This window comes from Arthrobacter sp. P2b, assembly GCF_900168295.1.
In the GTDB taxonomy this organism is placed as follows: Bacteria; Actinomycetota; Actinomycetes; order Actinomycetales; family Micrococcaceae; genus Arthrobacter.
Genome location: NZ_FVZL01000004.1, coordinates 218,024 through 236,675, shown reverse-complemented (window position 1 = coordinate 236,675; position 18,652 = coordinate 218,024). Strand labels below are relative to the sequence as shown.

Here is an 18,652-nt window from a genome sequence, read left to right as displayed (position 1 = left end):
CGCGCGGTGCTGGCATGATGGAGCGCATGCGCATCCTCATTGCTCCGGATAAGTTCAAGGGCTCCCTAACGGCAGCCGAAGCCGCCGCCGCGATCGCTGAAGGCGCCCTGCGCGTTTACCCCGACGCCGTGGCCACCCAGTTCCCCATCGCCGACGGCGGCGAGGGCACCCTTGAAGCGGCCGTCGCCGCCGGCTACGAGGAACGGCTCAACGCCGTGGTGGGCCCGATTCTGGCACCCCTCGGCGCCGCCTGGGCCATCCGCAAGGGCAGCGATGGCAAGGTCACCGCCGTCATCGAAACTGCCCAGGCATCGGGCCTCGCCAGCATGGAACCCACGCCGGAGAACGCCCTGCGGGCCCACAGCTACGGTTGCGGACAGCTCATCGCGGCCGCCCTGGAAGCAGGTGCTACGGAAATCGTGCTGGGCCTGGGCGGATCAGCAATGACCGACGGCGGCAGCGGAGCCCTGCGCGCCCTCGGCCTGAAGCCACTGGACTCCGCCGGCAACGTGGTGCCCTTGGGCGGCGGATCCCTCGCCGACGTCGTCACGCTGGACACCACCGGCCTGGACCCCCGGCTCGCGGCAACCACCTTCCGGATCGCTGTTGACGTCCGCAACCCGCTCTACGGACCGTCCGGCGCCGCGCACGTCTTTTCCCCGCAAAAGGGCGCGGACCAGGACGCCGTGGAACAGCTCGACGCCGGCCTCCGCAACTGGGCATCCGTCCTGCGGGAAGCCACGGGCCGGGACGTGAACGTCCCCGGCGCCGGCGCCGCTGGCGGCTTCCCGGCGTCGTTCCTTGCCTTTACGGGCGCCACGCTGGAAGGCGGCTTCGCGCTGGTAGCCGGACTCACCGGCCTGGCACAGCAACTGGGCGGCGCGGATTTGGTGATTACCGGCGAAGGGTCCATGGATTCCCAGTCGCTCACCGGCAAGGCGCCCATTGCGCTCGCCGACGCCGCCCGCGAGCGGGGCATACCGGTCATCGTTGTGGCCGGCCGGATCCTGGTGACACCCGAAGACCTCGCCCGGCACGGTGTGGTGGCTGCGGCACAGTTGCTGGACGTGGCGTCGAGCCCGCAGGATGCTGTTGCCAATGCCGGAAAGTACCTGGCCTGGGCAACGAGCCAGGTACTCGAAGGGGCCTAAAGCCCCTGGGCATTACCGGAAAAGACGGCCTCAATACGCCCCGACTGTCAGTGGGCCCCGACCGTCAGTGCGCCCCGACCGTGAGTGCATGGCTCACTGCCGCGCCGGCGCCCTGCGTCCAGGGCTCCCCGTGGCCTGAAAGCACGGTTGCGGCACCCGTGGCGGCTATCGCCTCCAGGGACGCCAGGGCCTGCTTCGTGTCCTTGGTCGCCGCGGAGGCAACGATCTGCGGCCCCGCCTTGCCCGTGTAGGGGTCCAGGGTCACCAGGGCGTCGCCGCTCAGGACGGCGTCGCGGTCCGCGAGATGCAGGATGCAGTGCCCGTCGGTGTGGCCAGGAGTGTGGACAACCGTGGGCCGTCCCGGCACCGGCAAGGCGGCGCCGGTAGGCAGTGGCCGGGTGCTTGACACTCCCTTGACGGCCAGCGCTCCGGCTGCCGCCATCCTCCCCAGCAGCGGCACTGACCGCGGGTGGCTCAGAGGATAGAGGAACCGGTTGCGCTGGGGCTTGTAGCTGTATGGATGGGCAGCCAGGTGCGCGTCCCGGGGATGGACCAGCACCGGCACGTTCCACTCCCGCCGTGCCCGCAACGCAAATCCCACATGGTCGAAGTGCCCGTGGGTGAGGACCAGGGCCTTGATATCCTCCGGCCGCCGGCCGCGGGCCTCCAGGAGTTCCAGCAGCATGGACCACATGCTCGGCAGCCCGGCGTCCACCAGGGTCAGCCCGTCCTGGTCCTCCACCAGATAGCAGTTGACGTGGGCATGCGTGATGAGGTGGATGCCGTCGGCCACGTTTGGAGTAATCATGCGCCCTCAGCCCACGATGGTGGTGTTCCGGCGGCGCCGCCAGATCAGTACCACAATGATTGTTACCAGGGCGATTGCGCCGATCACCCAGGGAGCGAAGTCCAGCCGGGTGGACTCATTTTGCGCGGACTCGCCCGTCCCGGGGTTCGCAGGTCCGCTGGAGGCGGTATCTCCGGGAGACGGCGTGGGAGTGTTGCCTGCCGGCGCCCACACCCCTCCGGAAGTCCCCGCCGCCGCCTGGACAGCTGCGTCGCCGGCGGCGACCGCCGGATGTTGTGCGGCTGAGGCCGGTGCCACCGAAAGTGCCGGCGCAGCCAGGAGCAGGAGGGCCAGAAGGACGGATTTCACAACAGTTCGCATGGATTCCTTTCGACAGGAACCGGCTCAGGCGCCGGTTTCGTAATGGGGTTCGGCCACAGGCTTGGACTCCGGGGAGCCCTTTTCCCGGAGGTAGACGGACGCGCCCACCAGGACGGCGATGGCCAGGAACTCGCTCTGCCAGTTCTGGAAAGACTCGAACCAGAAGCGGCTGGTCCCCACGTACTGCAGGAACGTGACTGTGGGCTGGCCGTGGCTTTGCTGCTCCTCGTTGTACGCCGCAGTGCCGCCCAGGGCGTGCGCCGTGAAGGAGGCCAAAAACAGCACAAACAGCAGGATGGACAGCGAGTGCTCGTAGAACTTCAATGCGGCACCGCCGCGCTTGACCGGCCACGGCGTTGCCTTCTTGATGGCGGCCTCGCGGGGATCCTCGTCCTGCGGGGCTTCCTTGCCCATCGGTTTGGATTCCGACGATCCCTTCTGGAACAGGAAAACCGTCAGCACCACGTACAGGGCCATCTGCAGGAACTCCGATTCCCAGTTCTCAAAGGTGGCCTCGACAAACTCCCCGGTGCCCATGAACTGCAGGACTGAAACCCCGGGTTCGCCGTGTGCCTGCTGCTCTTCGCTGTACGACGCTGCTCCGGAGAGGATCATCCCTCCGAAAAAGATCAGGAACAGGGCTGCGTTCGCCAGCAGCAGCCCGTGTTCCTTGGCCCATTTGCGCATTGTCACTCCTTGTTTGCCCTGGCCGTCATTCCTGCGGCGGCGCGCTTGTTAAGGTGCAGTGGGACATAGACCAGCAGGACCACCATCACGGCCAGCAGTGCCGCGCCGGCCGTCAGCCCGGCCGAGCGGCCCGCGGTGACGTCGAAAACCAGGGCTGCAGTGCCGGCGCTGAGCAGCGCGATGCCGGCCAGGGTGATCTTGGCGATCGTGTCGCCGCTGGACACCAGGGTTTCCTTGAGGCGCTTCCGGAAAAGCCTCCGGTGCACACTGACCGGCAGGAGGATCAACGCCGTGGTCAGTGCGGCGATCACCACGTTGGTCAGGTACAGGTTCACCTGGAAGTCATCCAGGTCTTCAAACCGTTCCTGGAAGGGCAGGGTCAGGAGGAAGCCTGCCAGGATCTGGACGCCCATCTGCAGCACGCGCATCTCCTGGAGCAGTTCCGCCCAGTTGCGGTCCAGTTGCTCCTCGCGGGTTTCGTTCCGCCCGGTTCTGCCGGTGTAATCCTCCACCTCGGACATCGCTGCTCCTTCCTTGGCCTGGCCGGCCCTGTTTCCCTTTCTACTCTTCACATACCCAGAAACAAGGCCGATCTTGCGCCGGTATCAACATTTGATAAGTTTACTGATTATCGGCACCGAACGGGTGGACTTTGTTCCGCCGGCCGGGATAGCGTCGAAGGGCCGGCGGCAGGGCTCTTCGAAAACCGACACAGCGAGTAGGTGGACTATGAGCGGCACAGACAAGCAGACGGACCAGCCAAAGGACCCCCGGGGCGGCTACCACGCAGGCCCCTTCCCCGAGCAGGAACAGAAGCAGCCGGGCCTCACCGCGCCCATGGATCCCAAACCTGACCACGGAGAACTCAGCTACGAGGGACACGGGAAGCTGGAGGGCAAGGCGGCACTCATCACCGGCGGCGATTCCGGCATCGGCAAGGCGGCGGCCATCGCATTTGCCCGTGAGGGAGCCGACGTAGCCATCTCCTACCTTCCCGAGGAGGAAGACGACGCCCAGGACACTGCGGACTGGATCCGGAAGGCGGGGCGCCGCGTCCTCCTGTTCGCCGGGGACGGGCGTGAAGAGGACTTCAGCACCCGGATCGTCGAGGAAACCGTGGCCGGATTCGGCCGCCTGGACGTGGTGGTGCTGAACGCTGCCTACCAGAAGAACCGCGAAAGCCTGGAGACCCTTCCCACGGAGGAGTTCGACCGGGTTTTCAAGACCAACCTGTACTCCCTGCTCTGGACCGCACGGGCGGCGGTCCCGCACCTCAAACCGGGCGCCTCGATCATCACCACGGCATCCATCCAGGCCTTCAATCCCTCGCCGGGCCTCATCGATTACGCCATGACCAAGGCCGCGCAGGTGGCGTTCACCAAGGCACTCGCGCAGGAACTGGGGTCCAAGGGGATCCGCGTCAACGCGGTGGCCCCCGGCCCCATCTGGACGCCGCTGATCCCCGCCACCGAATGGCCGGACAAGCTCCCGAAGTTTGGCCAGGATACGCCGCTGGAACGTGCCGGCCAGCCTGCTGAGCTCGCCGCGGCGTACGTTCTGCTGGCCTCCGAAGACGGGTCCTACATTTCCGGCGCGGTGCTGCCCGTGACGGGCGGCAAGGGGCTCTAAGCAGCCGGATTCTACACACCAGTTTCATCCCATCGCACACAGGAGGAACCATGACGCAGGAAAACCAGCACGCCGAGCCGGAAAAGGACCCGGGCGGCTACGGCACTCCGACGGCTGAGCAGGAGCTTGGCGGCAACCAGGGCGCAAGCCAGGGCGGCACCACATCGGGTGCCGGCGGGGCTGACACCAACGAACCGCAGTCCGGCGTCGGGGAGGAACAGGTTCCGCGTGACATGGACCTTCCCTCCGGCGAGGCTGAGATCAACGAGTTCAACGACGATTCCCAGGGCTCCGCGCCGGTCTCCTCCGAGCCCGGGCAGGAAGCCACCGGCATTCCGGACGGCAGCGGCAACGACCTCCCGCAGGAAAAGTCGCCCAAAGACAGCGGCGGCGAGAGCTTCGACGCCGGATAAGCGGTCCTGATCCGCTGAAGGCCCCCGCCACGGCTCCATACCGGGACGGGGGCCTTCGCCGTGTCCGGCATACATGGCTCCCAGCGGGGTACGGACCATGCGAAACCAATTCGCCAGTTGCCGGCCCTTTCCCGCCGGTGCCAGGAGGAACTGTGAGCAGGAGACCATCAGGACAGTGGGCGCGGCCGGCTGAGAGGCCGGAACGGGTTGCAGTGGACGTTCTTGTACCCACCTGCGACCGGCCGGCGGAACTCGCCGTCACCCTCGCGGGACTTGCCGGACAAACCGACCCGGCCTTCGCCGTCGTCGTCAGCGACCAGTCCACGGACGGGCCCGGCTGGGAGCACCCCGCCGCTGCCGCCATGGTGCGGGTCCTGGAAGCCCAGGGGCGGCCGGTCAGGCTCCTTCGCCACCTGCCGCGGCGCGGGCTGGCGGAACACCGCCAGTTCCTGCTGGAGCAGTCCACGGCGGACCAGTGCCTCTTCCTTGACGACGACATCTGGCTGGAGCCGGGTGCTGTGGAATTGCTCAGCCGCGCGCTCCACGAGCTTGGGTGCGGCTTTGTAGGGATGGCCCCGCAGGGTCTGTCCTACCTGGACGACCGGCGGCCCGGGCAGACCGCGAACTTCGAAGCGTGGGAGGGCGGGGTGATGCCGGAGCGCATCCGCCCGGGGGACCCCGCGTTCGAGCGCTGGCCGCTCCACAGCGCCGCCAACCTTAGCCACCTCAGCGCCGACCTGTCCCTTGAGCCGGGACAATGGGTGCCCTACCGGGTGGCGTGGCTGGGCGGGTGCGTGATGTACCGGCGCGAAGCCCTGAACGACGCCGGTGGGTTTACCTTCTGGCCGGACCTGCCGCCGGATCACGCGGGGGAGGACGTCATGGCCCAGTGGCAGGTCATGGAACGCTTCGGCGGGGCCGGCATCCTGCCCTCCGGGGCAGTCCACCTGGAATCGCCCACCACCGTGACGGACCGGCGCGTGGAAGCCTACGAGGTGGTCCTGAACCGCGGTCCCGCCTAAGGCGGGCCGGCCGCTAAAGCCGTTCGTCGGCGTCGTACGCCAGGCCGATCTGGCGGCGGATTCCGTCCAAGGCAGCCATCACGGCCACGCTCTCAGCCGGCGGCAGCACGGTCCCTCCGGTGAGCCCTTCGCTGACGAGCCGCTCCAGCCGCCCGTGCCGATCACCACTGCCCGGTTGGGTCCGGCGGCATCAAGTTCACAGTCGAGGATGGCCTGCTGTCCCTGCGCATACTCGAAAACCGCTGCCGTCTGGCGGTCCACGCCCGTCGCCGTCATGGCAGCGCTGGCCAGGATGATTTCCGGTGCGCCAAACACATCAAACGCGAACGAGACGGGGTAGATGCCAAGGTCCAGCAACGCGCCGCCACCCAGGGCAGGATCGTTAAGCCGGTGGGCCGGGTCCTTGGGGAGGTCCTGGTTATGGCTGGCGATGACCTTCCTGACCTCGCCGATGGTGCCCTCCCTGATGATCTCGCGGAGGCGGACCATGTGCGGGAGGAACCTGGTCCACATGGCCTCCAGGGCCACCAGTCCCTTAGCCTCCGCGAGCTCCACGATGTCCTGCGCTTCGCGGGCATTGATGGTGAAGGCCTTCTCCACCAGCACGTGCTTGCCCGCGTTCAGGGCAAGCAGTGCGTTGGCGTGGTGGAACACGTGGGGCGTGGCAACGTACACCACATCCACCTCGGGATCGGCGGCGAGCTCCTCGTAGCTGCCGTGCGCGTTGGCAATGCCGAACCGGGCGCTGAACGCCTGGCTGGATTCCAGGCTCCGGGAGCCGACGGCCTGGACGGTGAACCCGTTGTCCAGCAGGTCCTGGGCCTGCAGCGCGGCGATAAAGCCTGTGCCGAGGATGCCCCAACGGAGTTGTCCGTCGGAGGTGCCGTTGCTGTGGCGGGGCATGTCAGTCCTTGCTGCTGAAGGCGGCGTCGAACGAAGCGGTGGAAACAGGGAAATCGTACTTCTTCAGCGCAGCAAGGGCTTCGGGCGCGCCGTGGAGGCGGTCCATGCCGGCGTCTTCCCATTCGACGCTGATGGGTCCGTTGTAGCCGATGGCCGCGAGGGCGCGGAAGGAGGCTTCCCAGGGGACGTCACCGCGTCCGGCGGAGACGAAGTCCCAGCCGCGGCGGGGGTCGCCCCAGGGCAGGTGGGAGCCCATGACGGTATTGCGGCCGGTCTGGCGGATCTTGGTGTCCTTGCAGTCCACGTGGTAGATCCGGTCTTTGAAGTCCCAGATGAAGGAGACGGGGTCGATGCCCTGCCACATCATGTGGGACGGGTCCCAGTTCAGGCCGAACGCTTCGCGGTGGCCGATGGCTTCGAGGGTGCGGACGGTGGTCCAGTAGTCGTAGGCGATTTCGGAGGGGTGGACTTCGTGGGCGAAGCGGACGCCGCATTCGTCGAAGACGTCCAGGATGGGGTTCCAGCGGTCGGCGAAGTCCTGGTAGCCGGCGTCGATGACCTTTTCGGGCACGGGCGGGAACATGGCGACGTACTGCCAGATGGAGGAGCCGGTGAAGCCGACGACGGTGTCCACGCCCAGTGCCTTGGCGAGCCGGGCGGTGTGTTTCATTTCCTCGGCGGCGCGCTGGCGGACGCCTTCGGGGTCGCCGTCGCCCCAGACCTTGGACCGGACGATGCCCTGGTGCCGGAAGTCGATGGGGTCATCGCAGACGGCCTGGCCGGTGAGGTGGTTGGAGATGGCCCAGACCTTGAGGTTGTACTTCTCCAGGATCGCCAGCTTGGACTCGACGTAGCCGGGTTCGTCCCAGCGCCAGGCGTCCAGGTGGTCGCCGGAGACGGCGATCTCCAGTCCGTCGTAGCCCCAGCCGGAGGCCAGCTTGGCGACTTCCTCGAAGGGCAGGTCGGCCCACTGGCCGGTGAAAAGGGTGAACGGGCGGGGCATGTCAGGCTCCTTCGGTGGAAAGCGGTGCGTGGACGGGTGTGGCGGCGCTTTTGTTGCCGGCGGATTCCTCGACGGCGTTCAGGATGTACTGCACGTTCAGTCCTTCTTCGAACGACGGCGACGGCTGGGTTCCGTCCTGCACGGCCAGCAGGAAGTCGCGGATTTGGTGGGTGAAGGTGTGTTCCCAGCCGATGATGTGGCCCTGCGGCCACCACGCATCAAGGTACGGGTGGTCCGGTTCGCTGACGAGGATACGCCGGACGCCCTGCTCCCGGGCGGGCGCGGTGGCGTCCAGGAAGCCGAGTTCGTTGAGATTTTCCAGGTCGAAGAGGATGCTGCCCTTATCGCCGTAGACCTCAATCTGGAGGGAGTTCTTCCGCCCGGTGGCCACCCGGGAGGCCTCCACCGAGGCGATGGCTCCGGAGGCGAGGGACAGTGTTGCCCAGGCGGCGTCGTCGACCGTTACGTCCTCCGGTCCGTTGGTGCCCGGGCGGCGGTCCACGAAGGTGTGGAGCCGGCCGCTGACCTCGGTGACCTGGTCGCCCAGGAGGTAGAGGACCTGGTCGATGGCGTGTGAGGCGATGTCGCCGAGGGCGCCCGAGCCTGCTGTTTCTTTTCGCAGCCGCCAGGTCATGGGGGCCTGGTCATCGGCAAGCCAGTCCTGCAGGTAGGCGGCGCGGACGTGCCGCACCGTGCCCACTCGGCCCTCGGAAATCAGTTCCTTTGCGAGGGCAAGTGCGGGGACCCGGCGGTAGTTGAAGCCAATCATCGACTGGACGCCGCGGGCCCGGGCCTTTGCCGCCGCGGCAGTCATGAGTTCAGCTTCGGCCAGGGTGTTGGCCAGGGGTTTTTCGACGAGGACGTGCTTGCCGGCCTCGAGGGCGGCGACGGCGATCTCGGCGTGCATCCAGCCCGGTGCGCAGATATCCACGATGTGGATGTCGTCGCGGGTGATGACGGAGCGCCAGTCGGTGGCGGACTCAGCCCAGCCGTACTTGGCTGCCGCCTGTGCCACCTGCCCGGCATCACGCCCCACGAGTACTTTCTGCTCGAAGGCCGGAACGTCGAAGAAGCTGGCCACGTTCCGCCACGCGTTGGAGTGGGCCTTGCCCATAAAGGCGTAGCCGATGGCGGCAACGCCGAGGGAACGGGCGCCGCTGCTTTGTGTCTGCTGTGTCATGGTCGGGGTTTCCTAGAGGGTAGCGGTTTCGGGTGCCCAGTCCTCGGGGAGGGCTGCGGAGGCCGGAGCGGAACTTTCCACGTTGATGAAGGTGCCGGCATCGATGGATTCGGAAATGGAAACCATGCTGTCCAGGACGTGGTACGCAAGGTCCCCGGTGGCGCGGTGCGGGACACCTGCCCGGATGGACCGGGCCATGTCCAGCACGCCCATGCCCCGGCCGTTCGCGGGGCCGGTGGCCGGGATGGTGGTCCAGTCCTCGTCTCCGGCCCGCCACAGCTTGATGTCGCCGTCGAAGTAATTGGGGTCCGGCAGGGAAATGGTGGCCTCGGTGCCGGTGATCTCCACAAAGCCCACCCGTGCGCGGGGGGATTCGAAGGAGAACACGCTGTGGGAGGAAGCCCCGCTGTCGAACTGCGCCATCGCTGAGACGTGGGTGGGTACGTCAACCGTGAATTCCTCGCCGGCTTTGGGTCCGGAACCGATGACGCGAATTTCCTTGGCTTTGGACCCGACGGCGGCCACCTTGCGGATGGAGCCGAATGCCTGGATCAGGGTGGTGAGGTAGTAGGGCCCCATGTCGAACAGCGGGCCGGCGCCATGCTGGAACAGGAACGCCGGGTTGGGGTGCCAGGACTCCGGGCCGGGGGTCTGGAACGTGGTCATCGCGGTCAGCGGCGTCCCGATGTCGCCGCGATGGATCAGGCGCAGGGCCGTCTGCAGCCCGGCGCCAAGGAAGGTGTCCGGGGCGCAGCCGAGGCGGATGCCCGCGGCGTCGGCGGTCTTGAGCAGGCCGAGCCCGGATTCCCGGTCCAGGCTGAACGGCTTCTCCGTCCAGACGTGCTTGCCGGCGTTTACGGCGGCCGTGGCCACCTCAACGTGCGCGGCCGGGACGGTCAGGTTGACGATGATCTCCACGTCCGGGTGGTGCAGTGCCTTGTCCACGCCGCCCCATTCCGGGATGCCGTACTCCTTGGCGCGGGCCTCGGCCGCCTCTTCGAACATGTCGGCGATGACGTGGACTTTGAGGTCGGGGAACACTGTGAGGTTGTCCAGGTACTGCTTGCTGATGTTGCCGGCGCCGATGACGCCGACGCCTACCGGGCCTTTGCGTGTGGAAAGGGGACTCATGCGGTTGCTCCTTCCGCAGGGTTGCCGGCGGTGTTGCTGTTCAGGAAGGCCAGGCTTTGGGCGATGCCGTCGAAGATGTCGCCGGCATAGTCGTCGAATTCCACCACGCCTGTCTCCAGGGACTTCGCCGCTGCGATGACGTCCAGGACCGGGACCTTGCCTTGCCCTGCGGGCTGCTGCGCCTTGGTGTCCGTGGTCAGGGGGCCGTCCTTGATATGGATGAGCTTCACCCGGTCACCCAGCCTGGCAAGGATGTCCACGGCGTCATGGCCGCCGACAGCCACCCAGTACGTGTCCACCTCCAGGACCACCTCCGGATCCAGCAGGCCTGCGAAGTATTCCAGGGCGGTGCGGCCTTCAATGGTGGACTCCAGCTCCCACTGATGGTTGTGGTAGCCCACACGGATCCCGTATTCGGCGCCCTTTTTGGCTGCTGCGTTGAGCCTGGCCGCCGTGGCCTGGATGTCCTCCGCATTCTGCCAGTGATCGGCAGGGATGAAGGGCTCGATGACGGTGGCAATGCCGAGTCCTTTGGCCGCGGCGAAAATTTCGTCCTGGTCCTGGCTGAGCAGCGGAGCGTGGCCGGAAGGTGCGGCCAGGCCGTTTTCCCTCAGCGCGGCGCCCAGCTCCCTGGCGGTGGCCACAAAGTTGTAGGGCTCCACCTGCGTGAAGCCGATCTCCGCTACCTTCCTGATGGTTCCGGGCAGGTCGTCCTCGATGGCGTTGCGCAGGGTGTAGAGCTGGACTGAATACGGCATGGTTCTCCTGGCTTCTTCGGCATGTGGCAGTGTCCCGCCGGCAGTTTGTCTTAGTGCAAAGCTAGAAGGACTTTTGCCGAAGGTCAAGCAAAAGTTGTGCGCGTGACAGAAGTAAGTGGGCGTGCTATCAATTTCGTATGACCAAAACCGCCGGACGATTTGCTCCGCCTGACATCCAGGGGCTGCAGGGGCGTGCCGGGGATCTCTTCCAACTCCTGCGTGACGGCCGGGCACGGACGCGCGCCGAACTTGCCATCACTACCGGGCTGGCCCGTTCCACCGTTGCCTCACGCATCGATGCCCTCATCAGCTCCGGCCTGGTTGGGCCCGCGGGGGAGGCAAGCTCCAGTGGCGGCAGGCCGCCGTCGCGTTTTGCCTTCAACCCGGCCGCGCGCGTTGTGCTGGCCGTCGACGTCGGGGCCACCCACGCGGTGGTGGCCGTCACGGACCTTGCCGGCAGCATTGTGGCGGAGTGCCGGCTGGAGCAGGAAGTGGCTGACGGGCCGGAAGCCGTGTTGGGCCGGATCCTTGCCCTTGCACAAGAGCTGCTCGCCGAGGCCGGCCGCCCGCTCAAGGACCTTGCCGGAGTGGGCATCGGCCTGCCCGGCCCGGTTGAACACGACACGGGGCGGCCCGTTAAGCCGCCCATCATGCCGGGGTGGGACGGATTCGACGTGGTCCCGTATGTCCAGCGCTCGCTGCCGGTCCCTGTCCTGGTGGACAACGACGTCAACATCATGGCCCTCGGGGAGCGGACCGCCTACTGGCCCGAGCACAGCAACTTCCTGTTCATCAAGGTCGCCACGGGCGTTGGCGCGGGCATCATCAGCAGCGGACAGCTGCAACGCGGGGCAAACGGGACGGCCGGTGACCTGGGCCATGTCCGCGTGCCGCGGGGCGATGACGTCCTGTGCCGCTGCGGCAACTACGGCTGCCTCGAAGCGCTCGCGTCCGGGCCCGCCGTCGCCCGGCAGCTCCAGGCGCAGGGCCTGGATGCGGCAACGGGCGCCGACGTGCTTCGGCTTGTCCGGGAGGGGCGCCCGCAGGCCGTCCAGGCGCTGCGCCAGGCGGGGCGCGATGTGGGCGACGTCCTAGCCGCCGCCGTCAACCTGCTCAATCCGTCCATGGTCATCATCGGCGGCAGCATCGGGGAGGCGGGGGAGCACCTTGTGGCCGGGATCCGCGAGGTGGTGTACCGCCGCTCGCTGCCGCTGGCCACGGCACACCTGCGGATCGGCATCTCGATGGCGGGGCCCCGCGCGGCAATCCTCGGGGCCAGCCAGATGGTCACCCAGCACGTCTTGTCACCCGATGTCGTCGAGGCAACACTCGCCGGAAGCGCTATTGCCGGCTAAGCTCCCGGCACAAAAAACTGGCCCTGGTGATGGGATCACCAGGGCCAGTACGTAAAGCTATTTCCTGTCGGTCTCCGGACCGGAGCTGACTGCAGAGCTGCCGCCGGAGCTTCCCCCGGAGCAGGACTCGGGGTCAGGGCAGGTCTCCGCGCATTCGTGCTTGGTGACCAGGTCGAACTGGACCCCGCGGTGCTGCTCGACGCCGGTGCGGATGGCCCGCTCCACCACCGACGTGGCCAGGCGGCGGCGCAGCGAGAGCGGATCCCGGCGCAGGTCCTTGGCCAGGGCGAAGCAAAGCAGCAGCATCACGACGACGAACGGCAGCGCCGCAACGATGGTGATCCGCTGCAGGCCCGACAACGCTTCGGAAGGTTCGTCACCGCCGGCCAGGAGCATAACTGCCGCCACTGCACCCGTCAGCGTTCCCCAGAAGATGACCAGGCCGCGCTTCGGCTCCGAGGAGCCGTTGGAGCTCAACGAGGACATAACCAACGATGCCGAGTCCGCGCCGGTGATGAAGAAGATGGCAACCAGTACCATGGCCAGGACCACGACGGCGGCGATCAGCCAGGCCGGCAGGGGCAGGTTCTTGACCAGGTTGAACAGGGCGCCGTCGAAATCAATGCTGGCAGTTCCGTCGGTGACCGTCATCAGGCCCGGCAGGTTTGCCTTGTCGGCGTCCTGCTGGATCTTGAAGGCAGTACCGCCGAAGATGCCGAACCAGATGACGCTCACGATGCTCGGGACCAGCAGGACGCCGGTCACGAACTGCCGGATGGTCCGGCCGCGGCTGATGCGGGCAATGAACATCCCTACGAAGGGCGTCCAGGAAATCCACCATGCCCAGTAGAAGATGGTCCAGCCTGACATCCAGGTACGGAGCGCTTCGTCACCCACAGCCTCGGTGCGGGAGGACATCTCTGCCAGGTCACGGGCGTAGTCTCCCACCGCCGACGGGATGAGGTTGAGGATGAACAGGGTGGGCCCGGCAATGAAGACGATCAAAGCAAGGATGACGGCCAGGACCATGTTGGTGTTGGACAGCCACTGGATGCCGCGGCTGATGCCGGATACGGCCGAGGCGACGAAGCACGCCGTCAGGATGGCGACGATGGCCACCAGGACGGGAGTCCCAATTTCACCCACGTAGCCGTTGGAGGTAAGGCCGCTTCCGATCTGCAGTGCACCGAGGCCCAGTGATGCGGCCGTGCCGAAAAGCGTGGCGAAGATGGCGAGGATGTTGATGAACTTCCCCACCGGGCCTTCCACCGTCCTGATGCCGAACAGCGAGGTGAAGGCAGCCGAGATCAGCTGCTTGCGGCCCAGCCGGTAGGTGCCGTACGCCATGGCAATACCCACCACTGCGTACATGGCCCAGGGGTGGAGGGTCCAGTGGAAGATGGACGTGGCCATCGCTGTCTGGATGGCGTCCGGCGTGCGGCCGTCCACGGTGCCGGGCGGGGGAGTGATGAAGTGGTACAGGGGCTCTGCGACACCGTAGAACATCAGGCCGATGCCCATGCCGGCGGCGAACATCATCGACACCCAGGACACGGTCCGGAACTCGGGCTTTTCGCCGTCCTTGCCCAGCGGGATGTTTCCGAACTTGCCCAGGGCCAGCCACAGGACAAAAACTACGAAGAGGGAGGCCAGCACCATAAAGAGCCAGCCCGTGTACTCCATTACCCAGTCGAGGGCTGCGGTGGAGGTTGTGGAAAGGCTTTCCTTGCCAACGAACCCCCAGACCACGAAGGCCAGGGCGAGGACGCCCGTGATGCCGAACGTGGTCTTGTCGAGGATGAGCTTGCGGTTGCGGCGTTCGGAGACTGCCTGCTCGGTCTTGCTCTGGCGCAGCTCCTCGAGGATCTGCTCGTATTCTTCTGTCTCCGGAAGGATGGCGGTCTCGCTTTCGGCCGGGGCAGTTTCTGCCGGCGGCGTGCCGGCTGCGGCAGCTCCGGCTGCCGGGACGGTGCTGTCCTTCACGTCCGGGTTCGGCCTGACAGGGGCTTCCAGTGGATCGCTGTCCACGGGAAGGCCGTTCGGTTTGGGGGATGATATTTCGCTGTTGATAGCCATGAGCGGGTTCCTTTGCTCGGCGAGTCACGGGCAGGCATTGATGCATGCCCTTGGGGCGATAGTCCGGGCGGAAGGTTGGGGTCCACGCCCGATTCGCTGACTGTGGTGTCGCACCTCTTTAGGTTCAGGGTTCTTATTCACATAGGAAGGGCCGGGAAGCCCTGGGGGAGGTGTTCCGCAAGAATCAACAGAATTCGCGCTAAGCAACAGAGTGCGCTAGACCACATTCAAAGTCAAGGTTTTTCTGAAGGCGCTCCGTAACTCTTGACACGTTAAATGTCCGAAACACGCTGTTGCACCACGTGATTCATGTTGCGCATGACGCCGCCTCCGCCGCCACCCTGCCGGGACGTCCGATCCGTTCCCGGCCGGCATAAACATTGAGGCTGTGCCCCCTGCTGAATCCCACCAGGGTCACCCCGGTCTCGGCAGCAAGGTCCGCGGCAAGGCTGGAAGGCGCGCTGACGGCAGCCAGGACCGGGATTCCCGCCAGGGCGGCCTTCTGGACCAGCTCAAACGAGGCGCGGCCCGAGACCTGCAGGACGGTGCCCCGCAGCGGGAGCAGCCCCTCCCGCAGCGCCCAGCCCACTACTTTGTCCACCGCATTGTGGCGGCCCACGTCCTCGCGCAGGCACAGCAGCTCAGGGTCATCCCCGTCCATCCTGAACAGGCCCGCTGCATGGACGCCGCCGGTCTTGTCGAAGACGGCCTGGGCCTCCCGCAACCTTTCCGGCAACCCGGCCAGGAGGTCCACGGGAACCCGCAGCCCGTCCCCGGAGGGGTCGAAGTGCAGGGTCTTGCGGACGGCGTCGATGGATTCGGTCCCGCAGATGCCACAGGAGCTTGATGTGTAGACGTGCCGCATGGTGTCCGGAATGGCCGCGCCAGGTCCCAGCTGGGCATCCACCACGTTGAAGGTCTGTACATCCCCGTTCCTGCCGGCGCAGAAGCGCAGCGACACCAGGTCTGACTGGTGGCGGATGACGCCTTCCGAGACGAGGAAACCGGCCACGAGGTCAAAGTCGTCGCCGGGAGTCCTCATGGTGACGGCAAAGGACCGTCCGGCCAGCCGGATTTCCAGGGGCTCCTCGGCGGCGAGGACATCCTCCTTGAACCGGACGGGGAACTCGGTGGCTGATCCATCCAGGTGGAAACGGTGGATCTTCCGGCGCTGGGTCATACGGGCCATGGCGTGTATCCCTGACTGTTCGTGGAATCTATGGTCTCACCTGGCTGTGTCCAGGGAAGAGGGAGGACGGGGACAGGTTCGCCTGACTGAACACCGCATGGGGGAACGGCCATAACGCCGTCCGCCCATGCCAGGCCGCGCATCATGCCCGGCCCCGTGTGTTGGAGCGGAAACGCCAGCCCGGAAAGGAATCTGCAGGGGATGAGCCGGGTGCGTCCCGCGTCCGGTTCGATGTCACTGCCGGACAGCACCTGGTCCAGCGGCCGCAGCTGCCGGTTTCCGAGGGCAGCCAGCAGCGGTGCACCGATGGTCAGGAGCGCCATCATGGCCGCCAGGGGATTTCCGGGCAGTCCGACGACGAAGCGGCCGTCCGGGAGTCCGGCCAGCACGGCGGGGTGGCCGGGGCGCATGGCGATCCCGTCAAGCAGCAGTTCGCCGCCCAGCGCGGCTATGGCCGCGCGGAAGTGGTCCGTCCCGGACTTGCCGGTCCCGCCTGTTGTGATGATGACGTCGGGCCGTTCACCGGCCGGCGCGGCACAGTCCGCCAGGGCGGCGAGCCACTCGCTGAACGAGTCGCCGATCCTCACGGGAGGGCCGGCAGTACCTCCGAGCTGCCCGACGACCGTGCCCAGCTGCGGGCCAAAGGTGTCCCTGACCTGTCCCGGTGCAGGAACGCCGTGCGTCACCACTTCCGCCCCCGTCAGTACGACGGCGACTGCGGGCCGGGCGCGGACCGGGACTTCGTCGTGGCCTGCTACGGCCGCCAGGGCGAGCTGCGCAGGGTTGAGGACAGTACCGGCTGGCAGCAGCACGTTCCCTGCCCTTGCCTCCTCACCGGCCGGACGTATGTGCTGGCCGGGATGCGGCTCGCCCTGGCGCGCATCGGGACGCAGCGTGAGAACGTGCCTGCCTGCGGCGTCCGTGGATACCTGGCCGCTTTCCTTGCGCAGGACGGCGCCGGCGCCGTCCGGTACCAGTCCCCCGGTGGCAATGGCGCGTGCCCGGTTCGGTAAGAGCACCTGGTCCGCCGGCAGCGTTGCGTGCTGCGGTGAAGGGTTGTCCTCCGGAAGAAGCCACGGGCCCGGGCCGTTCACGGCCCAGCCGTCCATGGCTGATGATGCATAGTGCGGAAGGTCCTGCAGTGCAGTGACATCCCGGGTGAGGACACGGCCGGCTGCGTCAGCCAGGGGCAGGCTCGCCGGCGGGAGCGGCCTGGCGCAGTCGAAGGCCAACTGCCGGGCTTCAACCCAGGTGGGAGACCCGTTACGGACAACCGCTGCGCGGGAATCAGAAGCTTGGAATACGAGTTCCTCGGTGAGCATCGTTGCTCCCTCTCATTGCGCTGAATATCGGCGGGGACGGAAATGGCCCCGTTTCCGAAAGTGGTGCTTCGATGAGGAATACCTCCCCAGGTTTTAGGCCCACCGAAGCACCATTTACGGAAACGGGACCATCAGGTCCATGTGTTCAGCCGGCCGCCTGGAGGACGCCGGATTCGGCAATCAGCGACCCTGACTGGTTCCGGGCTGCTTCCACCGTGTGCAGGAGCAGCAGGGCCGTGGTCACCGATCCGACACCGCCGGGGACGGGGGTCAGCGCAGCCGCGACGCCGCGGACGCTGTTCCCGTCCACATCGCCCACCAGCGAACCGTCGGCAAGGACGTTCGTGCCGACGTCGACCACTACCGTCTTCGCGGAAACGTCACCGCCCGTCAGCAGGCCTGTCCGTCCGGCGGCCACCACCACGATGTCCGCCTCCCTGGTGTAGGTCCCGAGCGGACCCGACCTGGAATGGCAGACCGTGACCGCCGCGTCGCGTTCCAGCAGCAACAGGGACAGCGGCTTTCCCACCACCGCGGACCGGCCAACAACCACGGCGTTCCGGCCCGCCACCGGGACGGCGTAGTGGTCAAGGATTTCCACGACCGCCCGGGCGGTGGCCGGTGCGAACGCGGGCTGGCCCACGGCCAGCCTGCCGAGGCTCAGCGGATTGGCTCCGTCAATGTCCTTCTCCGGCGCGATGAGCCCCACCAGGGCGTCCGCGCGCACCCCCGCGGGAAGCGGCGTTTGCAGGATGATGCCGTTCACGGATGGCTCGGCGGCCAGGTCCCGCAGGACACTGGCCAGCACCTGCTCGGTGGCGTCATGGCCCAGGTCGAGGACCCGGCAACCAATGCCGGCGCGTTCTGCTGCGCGCTCAATGGAGCGCACGTACCAGCGCGTCGATTCGTCATCGGTGGCCATCACCACCGCGAGGACGGGACGCACGCCGTGCTGTTCCAGGGTCCGGGCCTCGTCCTGCGTCCTTTCACGGATGATCCCGGCGAGGGACGTTCCCGACAACGTTGCGGTTTCAGTGCTCAACGAAGGATCCTTTCACGTACGCGTGCCGCAAGGGCGTCGGCTGCCATGACCACTTTGTCCTCCAGGCCGTCCGTCCGCTGGGCCAGCCCGGCGCGTGCCCCGGGGTCCTTGATGGCCACCACGTTGATGTCGATATTCACCCGTGCGGTGGTTGCGGCTGCGCGGGCGGCGTCGGCGGCGGCCGCGACGTCGCTGATGACGTTCGCGTTCGCGACGTCAAACAGTTCCGTTGCAAGCTCCACGACGGCACCGGCAACAGTGACGAGGTGCGCCGGTGTCTGTGCCGCCTGGACGAGCGCGGCGTCAATGGTGGCGGCGCGCGCGGCCTTGAGTTCGTCCGTCGTCGCGGGGAGCTTGTAGGCGTCGATCACAGCCTGGAAGGCCTGCTCATCGGCGTCGGCCAGGCCCACTGCCTCATTGACCAGATCGTCCGCGGCCTGGGTGATCCGCTGCACCAGGGCGGCGTGCTGCTCGTACTTGCCGCCTGTGGTGTAGCGGGCCACCATAGCCACCAGGGCTGCACCCTGGGCGGCGTGCAGCGCGGCTGCCGCGCCGCCGCCCGGGGTGGGCTGCCGTGAGGCCAGCCGGGTGAGGTAGCTGCCGATCGTCTCTTCGCTGATCAT

18 protein-coding genes and 1 pseudogene are annotated in these 18,652 nt (G+C 66.9%); 5 read left to right on the top strand and 14 right to left on the bottom strand.

What is annotated here, in order from left to right:
• Positions 1 to 26 precede the first annotated feature (26 nt).
• On the top strand, positions 27 to 1,151 hold the full coding sequence (locus B5520_RS10080) for a glycerate kinase (protein ID WP_079597014.1): 1,125 nt from the start codon (positions 27 to 29) through the stop codon (positions 1,149 to 1,151).
• A gap of 64 nt (positions 1,152 to 1,215) precedes the next feature.
• Here the strand turns inward: B5520_RS10080 and B5520_RS10075 are convergent, their stop codons facing one another.
• Genes B5520_RS10075 through B5520_RS10060 form a run of 4 tightly spaced genes read right to left on the bottom strand, consistent with a single transcriptional unit; the run spans position 1,216 to position 3,527 of the window.
• On the bottom strand, positions 1,216 to 1,959 hold the full coding sequence (locus B5520_RS10075; protein WP_079596927.1) for an MBL fold metallo-hydrolase: 744 nt from the start codon (positions 1,957 to 1,959) through the stop codon (positions 1,216 to 1,218).
• 6 nt (positions 1,960 to 1,965) lie between these two features.
• Positions 1,966 to 2,319 carry a LuxR family transcriptional regulator gene (locus B5520_RS10070; protein ID WP_079596926.1) on the bottom strand — a complete coding sequence of 118 codons (354 nt, stop codon included), beginning with the start codon at positions 2,317 to 2,319 and terminating at the stop codon, positions 1,966 to 1,968.
• A 24-nt stretch (positions 2,320 to 2,343) separates the two neighbouring features.
• Entirely contained in the window at positions 2,344 to 3,006 is a 663-nt protein-coding gene (locus B5520_RS10065) for a DUF6766 family protein (protein WP_079596925.1), read from the bottom strand.
• A 2-nt stretch (positions 3,007 to 3,008) separates the two neighbouring features.
• Positions 3,009 to 3,527, bottom strand: a complete 519-nt coding sequence (locus B5520_RS10060; protein ID WP_079596924.1) for a DUF6328 family protein — start codon at positions 3,525 to 3,527, stop codon at positions 3,009 to 3,011.
• A gap of 208 nt (positions 3,528 to 3,735) precedes the next feature.
• On the opposite strand from B5520_RS10060, the gene B5520_RS10055 reads away from it, so the two are divergent.
• The 3 genes from B5520_RS10055 to B5520_RS10045 all read left to right on the top strand — a co-directional run bounded on the left by B5520_RS10055 (position 3,736) and on the right by B5520_RS10045 (position 6,070).
• The gene (locus tag B5520_RS10055) at positions 3,736 to 4,635 is read left to right on the top strand and encodes an SDR family oxidoreductase (protein WP_079596923.1); all 900 of its coding nucleotides are present in this window, start codon (positions 3,736 to 3,738) and stop codon (positions 4,633 to 4,635) included.
• Positions 4,636 to 4,685: 50 nt separating this feature from the next.
• Complete coding sequence (locus tag B5520_RS10050; RefSeq protein ID WP_079596922.1) at positions 4,686 to 5,048, top strand: hypothetical protein; 363 nt, start codon at positions 4,686 to 4,688, stop codon at positions 5,046 to 5,048.
• A gap of 152 nt (positions 5,049 to 5,200) precedes the next feature.
• Positions 5,201 to 6,070: a glycosyltransferase gene (locus B5520_RS10045; protein ID WP_079596921.1), complete on the top strand. Its 870-nt coding sequence runs from the start codon at positions 5,201 to 5,203 to the stop codon at positions 6,068 to 6,070.
• Positions 6,071 to 6,083: 13 nt separating this feature from the next.
• On the opposite strand, the pseudogene B5520_RS10040 reads toward B5520_RS10045, so the two are convergent.
• The 5 genes and pseudogenes from B5520_RS10040 to B5520_RS10020 form a co-directional block, all read right to left on the bottom strand.
• Positions 6,084 to 6,973, bottom strand: a pseudogene (locus tag B5520_RS10040) (Gfo/Idh/MocA family protein).
• A 1-nt stretch (position 6,974) separates the two neighbouring features.
• On the bottom strand, positions 6,975 to 7,976 hold the full coding sequence (locus tag B5520_RS10035; protein ID WP_079596920.1) for a sugar phosphate isomerase/epimerase family protein: 1,002 nt from the start codon (positions 7,974 to 7,976) through the stop codon (positions 6,975 to 6,977).
• Position 7,977: 1 nt separating this feature from the next.
• A complete protein-coding gene (locus B5520_RS10030) occupies positions 7,978 to 9,156 on the bottom strand; it encodes a Gfo/Idh/MocA family protein (protein WP_079596919.1) in 1,179 nt (392 codons plus the stop codon).
• Between the two features lie 12 nt (positions 9,157 to 9,168).
• Positions 9,169 to 10,287, bottom strand: a complete 1,119-nt coding sequence (locus tag B5520_RS10025; protein ID WP_079596918.1) for a Gfo/Idh/MocA family protein — start codon at positions 10,285 to 10,287, stop codon at positions 9,169 to 9,171.
• Positions 10,284 to 11,045: a sugar phosphate isomerase/epimerase family protein gene (locus B5520_RS10020; protein WP_079596917.1), complete on the bottom strand. Its 762-nt coding sequence runs from the start codon at positions 11,043 to 11,045 to the stop codon at positions 10,284 to 10,286. Before B5520_RS10020 ends, B5520_RS10025 begins: the two co-directional genes overlap by 4 nt.
• A gap of 137 nt (positions 11,046 to 11,182) precedes the next feature.
• Here B5520_RS10020 and B5520_RS10015 point away from each other — a divergent pair, with 137 nt between their 5' ends.
• Entirely contained in the window at positions 11,183 to 12,400 is a 1,218-nt protein-coding gene (locus tag B5520_RS10015) for an ROK family transcriptional regulator (RefSeq protein ID WP_079596916.1), read from the top strand.
• 57 nt (positions 12,401 to 12,457) lie between these two features.
• On the opposite strand, the gene B5520_RS10010 is transcribed toward B5520_RS10015, so the two are convergent.
• From B5520_RS10010 to B5520_RS09990, 5 genes are all read right to left on the bottom strand, one after another.
• The gene (locus B5520_RS10010) at positions 12,458 to 14,476 is read right to left on the bottom strand and encodes a BCCT family transporter (RefSeq protein WP_079596915.1); all 2,019 of its coding nucleotides are present in this window, start codon (positions 14,474 to 14,476) and stop codon (positions 12,458 to 12,460) included.
• Between the two features lie 307 nt (positions 14,477 to 14,783).
• Positions 14,784 to 15,665 carry a formate dehydrogenase accessory sulfurtransferase FdhD gene (gene fdhD, locus B5520_RS10005; protein ID WP_079596914.1) on the bottom strand — a complete coding sequence of 294 codons (882 nt, stop codon included), beginning with the start codon at positions 15,663 to 15,665 and terminating at the stop codon, positions 14,784 to 14,786.
• A complete protein-coding gene (locus tag B5520_RS10000; protein WP_079596913.1) occupies positions 15,653 to 16,987 on the bottom strand; it encodes a molybdopterin molybdotransferase MoeA in 1,335 nt (444 codons plus the stop codon). Before B5520_RS10000 ends, fdhD begins: the two co-directional genes overlap by 13 nt.
• Before the next feature lie 145 nt (positions 16,988 to 17,132).
• Positions 17,133 to 18,029 (bottom strand): bifunctional 5,10-methylenetetrahydrofolate dehydrogenase/5,10-methenyltetrahydrofolate cyclohydrolase, encoded by an 897-nt coding sequence (locus B5520_RS09995; RefSeq protein ID WP_079596912.1) that lies wholly within the window; start codon positions 18,027 to 18,029, stop codon positions 17,133 to 17,135.
• The gene (locus tag B5520_RS09990; protein WP_079596911.1) at positions 18,026 to 18,652 is read right to left on the bottom strand and encodes a cyclodeaminase/cyclohydrolase family protein; all 627 of its coding nucleotides are present in this window, start codon (positions 18,650 to 18,652) and stop codon (positions 18,026 to 18,028) included. The genes B5520_RS09995 and B5520_RS09990 overlap by 4 nt, the downstream gene beginning before the upstream one ends.

Bases quoted from the DNA above. Each gene is read 5' to 3' on its own strand.
- B5520_RS10050 (WP_079596922.1), top strand. From the start codon at position 4,686: ATGACGCAGGAAAACCAGCACGCCGAGCCGGAAAAGGACCCGGGCGGC.
- B5520_RS10020 (WP_079596917.1), bottom strand. From the start codon at position 11,045: ATGCCGTATTCAGTCCAGCTCTACACCCTGCGCAACGCCATCGAGGAC.
- B5520_RS10000 (WP_079596913.1), bottom strand. From the start codon at position 16,987: ATGCTCACCGAGGAACTCGTATTCCAAGCTTCTGATTCCCGCGCAGCG.
- B5520_RS10060 (WP_079596924.1), bottom strand. From the start codon at position 3,527: ATGTCCGAGGTGGAGGATTACACCGGCAGAACCGGGCGGAACGAAACC.
- B5520_RS09990 (WP_079596911.1), bottom strand. From the start codon at position 18,652: ATGATCAGCGAAGAGACGATCGGCAGCTACCTCACCCGGCTGGCCTCA.
- fdhD (WP_079596914.1), bottom strand. From the start codon at position 15,665: ATGGCCCGTATGACCCAGCGCCGGAAGATCCACCGTTTCCACCTGGAT.
- B5520_RS10065 (WP_079596925.1), bottom strand. From the start codon at position 3,006: ATGCGCAAATGGGCCAAGGAACACGGGCTGCTGCTGGCGAACGCAGCC.
- B5520_RS10075 (WP_079596927.1), bottom strand. From the start codon at position 1,959: ATGATTACTCCAAACGTGGCCGACGGCATCCACCTCATCACGCATGCC.
- B5520_RS10070 (WP_079596926.1), bottom strand. From the start codon at position 2,319: ATGCGAACTGTTGTGAAATCCGTCCTTCTGGCCCTCCTGCTCCTGGCT.
- B5520_RS10025 (WP_079596918.1), bottom strand. From the start codon at position 10,287: ATGAGTCCCCTTTCCACACGCAAAGGCCCGGTAGGCGTCGGCGTCATC.
- B5520_RS10030 (WP_079596919.1), bottom strand. From the start codon at position 9,156: ATGACACAGCAGACACAAAGCAGCGGCGCCCGTTCCCTCGGCGTTGCC.
- B5520_RS10010 (WP_079596915.1), bottom strand. From the start codon at position 14,476: ATGGCTATCAACAGCGAAATATCATCCCCCAAACCGAACGGCCTTCCC.
- B5520_RS10055 (WP_079596923.1), top strand. From the start codon at position 3,736: ATGAGCGGCACAGACAAGCAGACGGACCAGCCAAAGGACCCCCGGGGC.
- B5520_RS10015 (WP_079596916.1), top strand. From the start codon at position 11,183: ATGACCAAAACCGCCGGACGATTTGCTCCGCCTGACATCCAGGGGCTG.
- B5520_RS10035 (WP_079596920.1), bottom strand. From the start codon at position 7,976: ATGCCCCGCCCGTTCACCCTTTTCACCGGCCAGTGGGCCGACCTGCCC.
- B5520_RS10080 (WP_079597014.1), top strand. From the start codon at position 27: ATGCGCATCCTCATTGCTCCGGATAAGTTCAAGGGCTCCCTAACGGCA.